Source organism: Nostoc sp. DedQUE09 (assembly GCF_034530915.1).
Classification (GTDB): domain Bacteria; phylum Cyanobacteriota; class Cyanobacteriia; order Cyanobacteriales; family Nostocaceae; genus Nostoc.
This window is the reverse complement of sequence record NZ_JAVRCE010000035.1, coordinates 13,325-27,164: the sequence shown is the minus strand read 5'-3', so window position 1 is coordinate 27,164 and position 13,840 is coordinate 13,325. Positions and strand designations below refer to the sequence as shown.

General features: G+C 40.4%; 10 protein-coding genes and 1 pseudogene. 9 read left to right on the top strand and 2 right to left on the bottom strand.

Going from position 1 to position 13,840, the window contains the following annotated elements; translation table 11 throughout:
- Positions 1-664: 664 nt before the first annotated feature.
- Complete coding sequence (locus tag RMY27_RS35585) at positions 665-808, bottom strand: DUF4241 domain-containing protein (protein ID WP_416212360.1); 144 nt, start codon at positions 806-808, stop codon at positions 665-667.
- A 308-nt stretch (positions 809-1,116) separates the two neighbouring features.
- Here RMY27_RS35585 and RMY27_RS35580 point away from each other — a divergent pair.
- The 5 genes and pseudogenes from RMY27_RS35580 to RMY27_RS21200 form a co-directional block, all read left to right on the top strand.
- Positions 1,117-1,350 (top strand): annotated as a pseudogene (locus RMY27_RS35580) (DUF3011 domain-containing protein); the annotation flags it as partial.
- Positions 1,351-1,357: 7 nt separating this feature from the next.
- Positions 1,358-1,576, top strand: a complete 219-nt coding sequence (locus RMY27_RS21215) for a hypothetical protein (RefSeq protein ID WP_322666510.1) — start codon at positions 1,358-1,360, stop codon at positions 1,574-1,576.
- 537 nt (positions 1,577-2,113) lie between these two features.
- The gene (locus RMY27_RS21210) at positions 2,114-3,394 is read left to right on the top strand and encodes a pitrilysin family protein (protein ID WP_322666509.1); all 1,281 of its coding nucleotides are present in this window, start codon (positions 2,114-2,116) and stop codon (positions 3,392-3,394) included.
- 97 nt (positions 3,395-3,491) lie between these two features.
- The gene (locus RMY27_RS21205; protein WP_322666508.1) at positions 3,492-4,355 is read left to right on the top strand and encodes a fructosamine kinase family protein; all 864 of its coding nucleotides are present in this window, start codon (positions 3,492-3,494) and stop codon (positions 4,353-4,355) included.
- Positions 4,356-4,635: 280 nt separating this feature from the next.
- Positions 4,636-5,274, top strand: a complete 639-nt coding sequence (locus RMY27_RS21200; RefSeq protein WP_322666507.1) for a histidine phosphatase family protein — start codon at positions 4,636-4,638, stop codon at positions 5,272-5,274.
- 265 nt (positions 5,275-5,539) lie between these two features.
- Here RMY27_RS21200 and RMY27_RS21195 read toward each other — a convergent pair whose 3' ends face one another.
- Positions 5,540-6,403, bottom strand: a complete 864-nt coding sequence (locus RMY27_RS21195) for a WYL domain-containing protein (protein WP_322666506.1) — start codon at positions 6,401-6,403, stop codon at positions 5,540-5,542.
- Between the two features lie 100 nt (positions 6,404-6,503).
- Here RMY27_RS21195 and cas3 point away from each other — a divergent pair, with 100 nt between their 5' ends.
- The 4 genes from cas3 to cas10d all read left to right on the top strand — a co-directional run bounded on the left by cas3 (position 6,504) and on the right by cas10d (position 13,811).
- The gene (gene cas3 / locus RMY27_RS21190; RefSeq protein ID WP_322666504.1) at positions 6,504-8,681 is read left to right on the top strand and encodes a type I-D CRISPR-associated helicase Cas3'; all 2,178 of its coding nucleotides are present in this window, start codon (positions 6,504-6,506) and stop codon (positions 8,679-8,681) included.
- A gap of 407 nt (positions 8,682-9,088) precedes the next feature.
- Entirely contained in the window at positions 9,089-9,328 is a 240-nt protein-coding gene (locus RMY27_RS21185; protein WP_322666502.1) for a hypothetical protein, read from the top strand.
- Between the two features lie 161 nt (positions 9,329-9,489).
- Entirely contained in the window at positions 9,490-10,509 is a 1,020-nt protein-coding gene (locus RMY27_RS21180) for a PDDEXK nuclease domain-containing protein (protein ID WP_322666500.1), read from the top strand.
- A 17-nt stretch (positions 10,510-10,526) separates the two neighbouring features.
- Entirely contained in the window at positions 10,527-13,811 is a 3,285-nt protein-coding gene (gene cas10d / locus RMY27_RS21175) for a type I-D CRISPR-associated protein Cas10d/Csc3 (RefSeq protein ID WP_322666498.1), read from the top strand.
- The last annotated feature ends 29 nt before the right edge of the window (positions 13,812-13,840 follow it).

Genomic DNA, 13,840 nt, shown 5'->3' with positions numbered 1-13,840 from the left:
TGTATCGAGCGGAAAGTGCCGCGAGATACAATTCTTTTTTTTAGTGGGCAAATGACCCAGAAGTAAAGTTTTTACTTCTGCCTCCTGCCTTTATTTGCAAAATTTTATGCCAATCGTCTTACCATAATCCGAATGATCACAAGATAAATAAACGTTTCGGCAGTTTTAAGAAGTAGTTCATAGTCTTTATTTACAGCAATTTTCATGTATTTGAACCACACCCAATATTTGTCGAGTTTTAGGGCAAAGGGACTCATGTTAAAGGAGAAAAAACATTATATATCGAGTCTTCCGCTCTTTTTACCCTTATCATTTTCCCTTTAACCGAGTAGGGACGCAAGGCCTTGCCCCCCTAGCGCGTGGTCTATTTACCTGAGAATAGCTGTAATTGCCGACAGCAATAAAGCCAACCCAAAGTGCGCTCTATCATATCATGTCCGCCTAATTAGTTATGATTTCCACAGTCATTGCACCCCACCCCTTAATCCCCTCCCCGCTTGCGGGGAGGGGAGACGAAGCGTAGCTTTGGCGGGGTGGGGTTCTTCGGGTTTAGTAAGTAATCAAGCGGACATGATATCACCCAGTGTTTTGGAAGCAAAACAAACCCTTTGCGCTTTTTGAGTTGGAGTACTACTTGTATAATCCAACAGCAATTTTGATTATTTTAATATTTAAAACTCAGTGACAACGTTAACAGAGCAACAATTAAGAAAACGGAATATTTCCCAGTTGCTAAAGACTTTTGAAAAGCTTCACTATCAAGAAAAGCAAGTGGATCACAAGCTACTAATCTTCCTGAAGTTAAGATTAATTACCCAAGATAATGGGTTGTAAATGTAATATCCCTAATTGAACTAGATAGTTTTTCACCTCTTAAAACTTTATAAAAATTAACAGTATCACTTTTTGTATAAGGTTTGAAATAACATTGTAGCACAAGCTTAGTTTAAACCCTTGCAATGCTTAACTGCTTGATAGAACCTGTTGTATCTGATGAAGTTTGGAATGCAAATATTCTTTGCATTTAATCTGATTTATTCATTGGCTCTGATTGCAATTTGCTAGAATTACTATAGTTTTTATTTCTGAAATCTAGAAGAAATCTAGCATTTTATTATGATTATGCGCATTCCCACAATTGCTGCGACCTTTGTCGCGGCTAGTCTTAGTATAGGTACACTTTTGAGTATTGCTGCCCCAGCTTCGGCTCAAGAGATAATAACTTGTTCAAGCCAAAATAATCGAAGAAATAGTTGTTCGGTAAATGCAAGAGGTAGAGTGAGGCTTGTTAGGCAATTGTCTAACACCAGTTGTAGAGGAAATTGGGGCTATCGGAGAAATCGTATTTGGGTGAAAAATGGTTGCCGAGCTGAGTTTTCAGTTGGCGATCGCAGAAACGGCAGATATGACAGATACGATCGAAACGGCAGATATGACAGATACGATCGAAACGGCAGATATGACAGATATGATAGAAACGATAGATATGACAGATATGACAGAAACGATAGATATGACAGATATGACAGAAACGATAGATATGACAGATAAAAGACTGGGTAGTGCATCAATATAGATAGTTAAGCAGAAATTAAGAAACTTACTTCTGCTAACTTTTATAAGTAAAGCCCTTATCAACTCTAAGAGGGTATTGATTTCTATGTATTTTAATCAGACATTGCTTTCTACAGCGTGTCTAGTTGGTATTTATCCAGCGTTTCAAAACCTTTGGATAGATGTTTCTAGTATATACAGCGGATTTCAAGTTGATGAAGTACACAAGTTAATCTGAACGCCAAGTAAAAAGCTTGTTTTTCTTCTGTTAGCGCAGCAAGGCGTAGTCCATCCTTCTGAATTATGACTCTTGAATTCTGCTGTATTTTGACTTTTCAAACATCCTCTTGGGATTGACTAATAAAAAAAATACTCAACTACTTCTTGTGAGGTGAGCTTCTCGCCATTAGCGTCAACTTCAGGCAGATGCCCTGTCAAGTATTCTTTGCGTATCTTGCTAATGCGATCGCTTCTCCTTTTGTAGAAAAGCGATCGCAGTGCTTATTTTAAGTCGCGGATAAGATAAAGGAGTAATATCGCTCCTCACACACAAGTAGCAATGACATCAACCCTGCGGAAATTTCCCCGTCTCAATGCTCCGACGCTGCACAAGTTGCCCAATGGTTTGACAATCATTGCCGAGCAAATGCCAGTTGAAGCCGTAAACCTCAACTTATGGATAAAAGTTGGCTCTGCTGTTGAACCTGATGCCATTAACGGCATGGCTCACTTTTTAGAACACATGATTTTTAAAGGAACAGAACGACTGGCAAGCGGCGAGTTTGAACGTCGAATTGAAGAGCGGGGTGCTGTTACCAATGCCGCTACGAGCCAAGATTATACTCATTACTATATAACTACTGCTCCCAAAGACTTTGCCGAGCTTGCGCCACTACAAATAGATGTAGTATCGAATGCGAGTATTCCCGATGATGCCTTTGAACGCGAGCGATTGGTAGTTTTAGAAGAAATTAGGCGTTCAGAGGATAATCCCCAGCGGCGTACATATCGGCGGGCGATGGAGACAGCCTTTGATCGTCTACCCTATCGCCGTGCGGTGTTGGGGCCAGAATCGGTGATTGCCGGACTTAAACCCCAGCAGATGCGAGACTTTCATACTAATTGGTATCAACCCCAGTCAATTACGGCTGTGGCTGTGGGCAATTTGCCCGTGGAAGAATTAATTTCAACTGTCGCGGAAGGATTTACAAAAGCCACTAAAACTCATCACTCCCCACTTCCTACTCCCCACTCCCCCCTGAATCCTGAGTCACCATTTACAGAAATTGTCCGTCGAGAATTTATCGATGAAAGTCTGCAACAAGCAAGGCTAGTAATGGTTTGGCGGGTTCCAGGAATGGCTCAGTTAGATCGTACCTATGGATTAGATGTTTTAGCAGGAATTTTGGGACACGGACGGACATCAAGACTGGTGAGAGATTTACGAGAGGAACGGGGATTAGTTTCTTCAATTTCTGTGAGCAACATGAGCAACGAGTTGCAAGGGATATTTTATATTTCAGCTAAATGTGCAGTAGAAAATTTAGCAGTTGTAGAAGATGCGATCGCTCAACATATTAGCAAACTCCAAACAGAGTTGGTAACAGAATCAGAAATTGCCCGTGTGCGGCGGCGAGTAGCTAACAGATATGTTTTTAGTAACGAAACTCCAAGCGATCGCTCTGGATTGTATGGTTATTATCAATCTTTGGTGGGAGATTTGGAACCTGCCTTTAACTACCCAGCGATAATTCAGAGCCAAGATGCAACAGACTTGATGCAAGCAGCCAAAGAGTATCTATCTTCTAATGCTTATGGTGTAGTTTTTGTCAAGCCGTAAATTTGTCATTTGTCATTGGGCATAGGTAAAGAATTGAACTTTTAACTTCTTGCTCCTTTGCCCCTCTGCTCCCGATTCCCCACTCCCCAATTTAATCATGTGGACTCAAATCGACACCCATATTAGCCAGGTGACTGGCGAAAAATTTCAGAGTCAGCAACGGCGATCGGTTGGTGGCGGGTGCATCAACCAAGGTTATGCTGTCTCTAATGGTGAGATAACCTACTTCGTCAAACAAAACCTTGCATCCCAAGTTGCAATGTTTGAAGCTGAGGCGTTAGGTTTAAAGGAAATGCTAACAACAGCTAGTATTCGCGTCCCCAAACCAATTTGCTGGGGTACTGCTGATAATTCTAGCTACATCGTCCTAGAATGGTTGGAACTTGGTAGCGGTAACAGCAATTCGTGGTTAGAAATGGGACGCAAGTTAGCAGCGATGCACAAAGCTAGCAGCAGTCAAGTTTTCGGTTGGAAAATTAACAATACCATTGGTTCCACACCTCAAATTAATACTTGGACAGCAGACTGGACGGAATTTTATATTAAACATCGCCTGGGTTATCAATTTCAGTTGGCAAGGCGACGGGGAGGTAATTTTCCCAAACAAGACAAGTTACTGGCAGCTATCCCTGAACTATTGGCGGATCATCAAGTGCAACCTTCCTTAGTACATGGCGATTTATGGGGTGGAAATGCTGGGTGTACTGCATCGGGAGAACCAGTGATATTTGATCCAGCAACTTATTTTGCAGATAGAGAAGTTGATATCGCAATGACCGAATTATTTGGTGGTTTCCCCGCAGTGTTTTATAAGGGTTACAACGAGGTGTTTCCGTTAGATGCAGGCTATGAGCAAAGAAAAACGCTCTATAACCTTTATCACATTTTGAATCACTTCAATTTATTTGGGGGTAGTTACGATTCGCAAGCCAATAGGATGATTGACCAGATTTTACGATAAGGGATGCGGATTAAATAAAGTGCAAAACTAGTGACACGGCGTCGCGGAAAGTGCCACGAGACACAAGGGAGTCAGTGCAGTCTTGGGGCAAAGCCCCAAGCATCTGGCGGCATCCTTACTTCAATCCCACGTTTTTAAACGTGGGTTCCTTTCTGCCTCACTTCGACTACGCTCAGTGACCACCTGCCTTTTGAATTTGTCCTGTTGTCACAGACTCGATTGCAAGATTGATGGTATTTTATTTTTGCACAAACTCCTTTATCCCAATGGCATACAAGCTATGACACTCAATTTATATTTACTGCGACATGGAGAAACTACTTTTAGTCAAAGTGGTAATTTCTGCGGTGAAACTGATGCGGAGTTGACAACAGAGGGAATGCAGATGGCATCCGCTTTTGCCGATGTTTATCAACAATTGAAGTGGGAAGGGGTTTATGTTAGCCCGATGAAGCGCACAATTGCAACTGCCAAGCCATTTTGTGATGCTATCGGTATGGATATGCAGTTGCGTGAGGGACTTAGAGAAGGTAGTTACGGCGAATGGGAAACTAAGAGTAAATCGTTTGTTCAAGAGAATTACGCAGAAAACTATGTAAAATGGTTGACAGAACCTGCCTGGAATGCACCCATTGCTGGAGAAACTGCGGTAGATATTGCTAACCGTTCTATGCCTGTAATTGCTGAGATTCAAGAAAAACATCCCCAAGGTAACGTTTTAGTAGTTTCTCATAAAGCGACGATTCGGATTATGCTTTGCAGTTTACTGGGAATTGATTTGGGACGCTATCGTTATCGGGTGAATATTTTGGTCGCGTCGGTAAGTATGGTTAAATTTGACGTTAATGGCCCTTTGTTAGAAATATTAGGCGATCGCCATCATATACCCGATCATATTCGCTCTCGTCCGGGAACATAATAGTCTCTTAGGGACTTGCAAAAAATAAATTATCCCAAATTAATTATTTCTAGATTTGTAGGGGCGCAAGGCCTTGCGCCCCTACAATTGGATTATTTTTTTAACTGGAAGACGCTGCTTCGCCCGGCTAGCGATCGCGTAGGTTGACAAAGCCCTCAGTAAATAGGAGATTAATTTGATCGGGTATGAGGATTTATGCCCTGCCGAACCGATTTATTTTCATAGGTTCTAGCGTATCTTTGGTAAGATGCCTATCCCACAAGACTTAACTCCTGGTTTCGATATCGTATAACTGGCATAGGGTGAGGAGTTTTTGTTTAAGGCGATCGCGCACATTCTCTGGTAATATCACTACACAATCTGGCGCATACTGCATCACTTCTCGCATAAACCAAAATGTACTAGATACTCGCCTGACAACTCGCCGGACTCGTGGTTTATCTGCTAGCCACTCATTGATATTGTCTTCTGGTTTAGCTTGATAGGCAAAAGCCAAGCCAGCAAATAGATGCATTTCCACTTCTATTTCAGCTAAACTTCGCCATTCACCAGAAATTGGCATGACAGCAGCTTCAGTAATCCTGTCTAATCGTAAACTCCAGTTGTGAACTAGTTCTGGTACATCAAAGTTTCCTTCTGTTTCTTCGCACCAGCAATCAAGATATTGCCGCTTTTCGTGGGGTGTAGGTTTGGCATAGCGAACGGTAAAGTTTAATAAGCGTCCGGCTGCATCTTGATAAGAAAGCTGAAATGGTTGGTTTCGCAGGATGTAGTTATCTATTTGTAATCGCCAAGCTGGGGGCAAATTCTCTAAGAAACGTTCGATTTCACCCCGCATAGGTAATGATAATTCGCTGCGTTCGAGAAGTAAGTGTGCAATGATTTGGGCTTGTTCAATTTGCCCGATATCTGTCAACGCATTGATACATCTATGTAATGCTCTAATGCGTAGTTCTTTCCAATTGTTGTTGTTACCGATGAGTAACTTACGTTGAGCGATCGCTTTAATTAACTTAGAGATGTTAGGCTCCTCTCCCCACATCATACCAAATTCACGAGCGATCGCTTCTAGCTCGGCTTTATCACGTTCTGATATCGACAGTGTAATAGATTGACCTTTTCGACTCATTGAAAATGTCCGTATACTTTGTACTGCTACTCTCTTGTCAACTTCTATTTTGCGTGCCAATATAGTTTTTAACAACCAGTTACGGACACTATTTAAGTGTATGTCCGAAAATTACAGAATTACTCTCAAGCCTGTTTACTCGCAAACCGTCCCGACACCTGACGGGGTGAAATTACCTAAAGATTGGTTGCTTTCTTGGCATCAAGCCGCAACTTTAGAAGCGTTGCGCGATCCAAATATTGATGTTGTGTTCAACACTGCGATGACTGGCGATGGTAAAAGTCTCGCGGCTTACGTAGAAGTGCTTCAGGGTGAATTTTCTGCGATCGGACTTTACCCAACTAATGAACTCGCCCGCGATCAAGAAACGCAAATTAGAGGATATGTTGAAAAATTTCAGCCAGACAATCAGCCGCGTGTAGTGCGCCTCAGTGGGGCTGATTTAGAGATTTATGCTGAAAATGAAGGATTGAAAAAAGGAGCTGCGATCGCAACTCTCACTAACCAGAGAGAAGCATTATTAACCAACCCTGATATTTTTCATTATTTGCATAGAGGTGCTTACATAATTCGTGGCGATAGTCCAGATAAGTTATGGGGCAGAATTGATAAAGATTTTGACTTGTTTATTTTTGATGAATTTCATGTTTTTGCTGCTCCCCAAATTGCTAGTGTGATTAACACAATGTTGTTAATTCGCTGCACAAATCGCCGTAAGAAATTTCTGTTTCTCTCAGCCACACCAGATACAAACTTAATTGGGCGATTAGAAAAAGCAGGATTTCGTTGTAAAGAAATTGATCCTTTAAAACAAAATAAATATCAGTTTCCCGAAACACCAGAAGAAGGGCAGCAACTGCAAACACAGGGCTGGCGGCAAGTAGCGCGAACAATTACATTGAATTTTATTCCTTTGGAACCGTCCTTTAAAGCTTCGGAAACTTGGCTAAAAGAAAATAGTGATTTGATTTTGGCTCAGTTTCAGCAGTATCCAGGAAGTAAAGGTGCAATCATCCTTAACTCAATTGCAGGAGTCAAACGCCTAACTCAATTTTTTCGGGAAATATTACAGCCTTATGGATTGAACGTTGGAGAGAATACAGGGTTATCGGGAAAAGGAGAAAAGGAGCGAAGTCTTTCTGCTGACTTAGTTATTGGTACTAGCACAATTGATGTTGGGGTTGATTTCAAAATAAATTTCCTAATTTTTGAATCATCCGATGCAGGTAACTTTATCCAACGTTTAGGACGTTTAGGAAGGCATGATGAATATGAGAAAGATGGACAGATAGTTAAGTTTGAAAATTTTACAGCTTTTTCTCTAGTTCCTAACTTTTTGGTAGAGCGATTGTTTAAGGGAGATACTCCACCGTTAGAAGTGAATAGTATTTGCGATCGCCCCACTTTTCACAATACAATTACCGAGAATTATCGACAAATCAACGATTTTCGTGGTTATTATCGTCGATGGGGGGCTGTACAATCATTTTGGCTGTTTTATCAGTTGAGCGATCGCACAATTAAACAACAGTATGCCCAAAGCCGAGATAAGTTTCAAGAAGCCTGTGAACAAGTATTTGAAACAAGTCTGAAGTCACAAGCTGGACATATTCAAGGATGGGCGAAAGATTGGCAAGCACTTTCTGGTAAATCAGGAAATCCTATTGCTGAGGATGCCGCTAGTTTTCGAGGTTCAAGTCCTTTGCAGTGTGGTTTATACGACTTAACGGAACAAAACGAGGCAGATAGGTTTAAAACCTACGATTTACCGGGAATTTTGGGAAATTTAGAAATTGAAATGTGGACGGAAGCGGGATTTATACGAACACTCAAAGAAACCGCAGAACGCACCGGACAACCCATCGCCAAAGGTAGATTTGCTCATTGTCTAGCATTTATGAAGTTGCGTTCCTACCGAGAGGAACGGCTGAACTGGAAGTTTACCTATTCTGGAAACTTGCAGCCAATTGCTGACGCTTGGAAAGTTCAGGTTTTGACAGGTGTGGAAATTTGGCAACCTGACAACTATTGGGTTGGGGAAATTAACAAACGCCTAAAAAAGGAAGGTTTGGTTTGTTACGTGATTCGCCGTCCTCTTACTGAAGTGCGGATGCGCCTAAGGCTACCGATGAATTTTCAGATTTATGGCATTAGCGATCAGTATAGCTTTCATGATGCTACTGCACCGTATGCGATCGCTTTTGGTCACTCTGCGCTGCTGCTGGATACGCTTGCTTACACGTTTAAAAGCAAAGGAGATGAGATATGGATTACTTGAGGTTTCAATCCCTGATAGGGATTTTGGTTAATTTAGTAGGAAGTTTAGAGAAACGAACACCATTAGGCTCACAGTGAATTGTTTCAATCCCTGATAGGGATTTAATCTCATAATGTATTGTGAGATTTTCTCTAACTTTACCTACCCATATCATAATAAATCGTAATAGCAAGGATTACAATAACTATGTTTTTTCATCCCTTATACTTTAATGAGGAAAGTTTTACAGCTATCTGAGAAACGAGCGCGAGTAGGAACACAGATATGTAATCCTTGCCCTTCTTCATCTATGAAATGAACGGCTTGGTGTAAGTCTATCTGGGGGGGTTCAACCCCACCTATCGTCTTTAGGTAAGAGCTAGCTGTGGGGCTTTCCACCCTCTAAATAGACAAAAGGAGAATTAAATATGCCAAAGCTACGCGGTTCTAACTCTCAAGAGCCGTTACAATTGTTCATTCCCTATTCCTGGAAGCCATACCTAGACAACAAGAAAAAAGTCCGTGGTAAAAATAGGAAAATCTTTGAGCAGTTACAGGAAGTTGTTAGCCAACTACAAGTAGCCCTTGAAAAAGATGAGTTCGAGTCATTTGAAGTCAAAGAAGCAACTCGTGATTTCTTAATACTCGTTCAGGGAAATAAGAAATAGATAGAAATTATCTGTAAACTCTGAAGTTTTTCAAATAAGGCTCTACAGGGTTAGTTTCACTACACTTGAGCCTGTAGAGCTTTTTTGTCAAAAAATGGGAACAGATTTGTAGGGTGAGCCAATGATAGCGTAACGCTTTAACAAGTTGAATCTTTTCCGTTATGAGTAACCCAATTTCAGACGATTACAGACATTTGCTAATGGAAATAAAACAGCGTATTCGTTCAGCCCAGTACGAAGCACTAAAAGCAGTTAATCGGGAAATGATTAACCTCTACTGGGACATTGGACAGATAATTGTTACTCAACAGCAGGGCGCTAGTTGGGGAAAATCCGTAGTAGAACAGTTAGCAAAAGACTTACAAGCAGAATTTCCAGGAATTAGCGGATTTTCTGCTGCTAATCTCTGGCGGATGAGGCTTTTTTATGAATCTTATGTCAACAATGAAAAACTCGCACCAATGGTGCGAGAAATTGGATGGAGTCACAATCTAGTCATTGTAGAGAAGTGCAAAGATGACCTAGAACGGGAATTTTATATCAGAATGACTCGTAAATTTGGCTGGACAAAGAATGTTTTGATTCACCAAATTGAAAATCAAACCTATGAAAAGACTCTATTGAATCAGACTAATTTTGATAAAACTGTTCCAACAGAGATCCGTAACCAATTAAAATTAGCTGTCAAAGATGAATATACTTTTGATTTCTTGGAACTAGCAGATGAACACAGTGAACGACAGCTAGAACAGGCGATTTTGGTAAGAGTTGAACCATTCTTGCAAGAAATGGGTGGGCGGTTTACTTTTGTTGGCAGTCAGTATCGCTTAGAAGTTGGCGATAAAGAATTTTTTATTGACCTGTTGCTGTATCACCGTCAATTAAAATGTCTAGTTGCGATTGAATTAAAAACTGGAGAGTTCCTACCTGAGTATGTGGGAAAAATGCAATTTTATCTGGCAGCTTTAGATGATTTATCTCGATTCCCAGATGAAAATCTCTCAATCGGAATTATTCTTTGCAAATCCAAGAATAAAACTATTGTTGAGTATGCACTGAGAGAATCGAATAAACCAATTGGTATAGCAACTTATAAACTGTTTTCTACATTGCCTCAAGAATTAAAAAATCAACTTCCGGCTCCAGAGCAAGTTGCCAAGTTGCTAGAAGGCGTAGAGTAAAAAACTGGAGTTTAAAAATGTCTAATGATGATTGGTTATCAGGTGATTTTGGTTTTGATGGTGATTCTTCAGACCGCACTATTGAAACTAAAGGCGAATTATTAACACTCAAGCTATTACGAGAAGCAATTCAGTCTCAAAATCCAGATGATAAGATAATGGCAGATTTTGGTGAATATGTTTTACCAAATCTATTGCGGATAGCGATTGGTGTAACTGCGAAAGGCGGTAAGTTTTTTGATGAAATTGACCAACAGCGAGAAGCAGAAAGGAAAACTAAAGTTAGACGAGATAACGCTGCTGACCAATCACTGAATACTCATTTACTTAATGGTTTATTCCCAGCTAATTTAATTGAGAAACGGTTAGAAAAACTCAATACCACAGTGCAGCGAGTGGTGAAAGAGCGAGAACGGCGTTTAGTAATTGCTGGATTTATTTTACATGATTTTGAAAAGTTTCCTGATGTACCTGAAAACTGCCGCAAGCTACCGTTAGCAGAACATCGTGAAATTATTGATAAAAAAGTTCACCAATTAGGACTAAATAATTTTATAAATCCAGAAAATCCTGAAGCTTATCGAGAGTATCTAGATGATTTATTGTGCATGGCTTATAATGCTCAACGTCGCTGGGATACTAACTGGAATTTTTCTGAATTTGGGTTGAATCCTGTTCTCAAAGACCGTACCCTTCGCAGCTTATCCGATTTAACTTGTTTGGCTGATTCTCTCGCCTCAATTGTTAAACATCCCCAGGATGCAGAACATCCTAGACTCAAAGAAATCATCCACAGCCTCAGTGATGGACAATTGAAATTTACTTATCACAGCATTGCTGAGAATCGTGGTGTTTTAACTAATGTGGTGAATAATGCTTTAATTCAGGCTCATACCAGTCTAAATACTGATGAAGATATTTACTATGAACCTTTGTTATATCTAACAACAGGCGTGATTTATTTGGCTTCGCGCAATGCTCCAGCTATCTCGCCGGAAGATTTACCAGACCGTGTAGTTAACAGTATTAAATCGCTTTGTGCTGGACAATTACGCCTCAGACAAACAGGATTTGGTAGAGATGGCAAAGGCATGAAATATGCCGAATATTACAACTTATTTTTTGATGACATAGGCTTGATGAAAGTAGCCTTAGATGCTACATTACGCATCTTAAACCCTAATAAAGCCTCTGTTGCTAAAAGTCGCAGCGAAAATCTGATTAAGTTTCAGCAACAAAATGTTTTATCTGCTGATTATGACTTCAAATTTGAAGACGATATTCGTATTGACCAAATAGCAGAATTTGGTGATTTAGTTAGCCGGAAGATTTGGGAAGAGACAGTTAATCGCGTTGATTCGGCTCGGAAGAAAGATAAAAAGCTGCCAGCAGTTCCCAATTTTGATTTAACTCACAAAGTTGCAGAATTTTGGAATTTAGCAGAATGTTTACCCCAAATTAGAGAAATTCAACGCATCAATGAAAGTCTCAAAGAAAACAAGTTAAAGGGAAATACGGGAGGAGTACCTTACGAATGGTATTATCTGGCGGCTAAATATTTAGAACATCATCCAGGAATTGAAGATGTACGCGAAGCTTGTCAGCAAGTAATTGACTATTTGACAACGTTAATTTCTCCGATTATTTCTCAATATCAATTACCTGATGGTTGGGATGATTTAAGGCTTTGGGTAAAACGAGTTGTGATGTTACCTGGTACTAATCAAGAGCGATCTGTTAAAGCTCAAGTTGAAACATTTCTAAATGAGTTAGATAATTACAATGCTGCAAAAAAAGCAGGGCGAGGGAAACAATTAATATGCTCAATTTCTCATTCTGCTTACACGGTTACTGAGCAAATGGAATCAGCAGTTTTATTTACGCCACAAGTTTATACAAACAAGCAAATGTTAGGAGGTTCTAACGCTAAACGCAATATCTCCAGTATTGCAGGTGTGGAGATGATGCTCAGGCAAATCTTGATGAATCAAACTCAAGCTGTAGGTAAACGATTTGAAGATGGTAAATATCGCTATCTCTACTTTTATCCTACTTATTACTTTACTCCAGAGACTAATAAGTTTTTGCAGAAAGCATACAATGGTATTGCTCAAACTCGCTTTGATACGAGCGTTCGCAATCATTTTATCAGTAAGGATTTACAGGCGGATTTGGGGCGCGATCGCTACCAAAGTGTAGATAGTTTCTTAATCGATGAAAATCTCCAACGTGACAAGGATCGCACCTTTAAACTTTCCTATCCTGAAGACCAGCCTTTAACATTTTACTTCATGGCACTCCCGCCAGGAAGAGACAGCACCGATACAGAATCTTGGGTAATGCCAACTTGGTTAGCGTTTGCTTTCCCGATGATTTTAGATGTTAAAACTGTGGTTTCAGAGTCACCAATTCCACCTTTTAATGATGGGGCTGAATTTGAGGAAAGCGTTTTACTTGATAGTGCGCCTCATGCTTTCCGTGCTTTAGTAAGGCGCGATCGCTTCCGTCTTGACTATATCCTCGAAGGTTGGAACGAAAACAGCATCCAATACCCAGCACCTTTAAATGTGCTTACCGCCGCTTATGTCATTCATTTAGATGTGAATGCTAAACAAGGTAAGTCTGGTTACGATGCCAACTGGGGAAGATTTACAGAATTGGCTAAAGATTTTGAAACCAGTCCACTGTACGTCTTTTCTTACCTCAATCGCTGGGTGCGTAACCAGGGTTCAGAAACAGCGCGAATTGAAAAAATCCGGCTTTATGCCTATCATTTTTATCCTTGTTTTGATCCTTATGTGAAATATGACACTAATATGGAGCAATTAATTGTGGGAGAAGCATCAAGTCTGAATCATCCTAAAAAATTAACAGATTTATACCGTAGATTTTACCGAGCTAATAAGCGTTATAACCCTAAGTCTAATGCTGTGTTGAAACCAGTTGATATCGCGGCTGAAACTATACTCAAAGCTGAGTCAAGTGTGTTTCAGGGAGAAACATTAGTTGTGGCTGTTGCAGCAGAAGTTTTTAAACTCATGGATCGCATCCATTCTTCTACTGCTGAAGGACGCTGGATCATAAGCAAACGAGAAGAAGAACGGCAAGCTGTTCTAGATTTTGCCAAGTATTTTGTGGTGGAGGTATTTGATAACTCATTTGCAGGCGATCGCGCTCGTTTGGCTGGTCGTCAACTCAACTTAATTAGGGATACTTGCGAATTTCTTTATCGCCTAGAAGATGATAAAGAAAATGCAGTAAAAGATGAAAAATCTGCGGAAATAGATAACGACAATGAGTAGGGATTTACCCTTACCATTTTTGCTGAAAC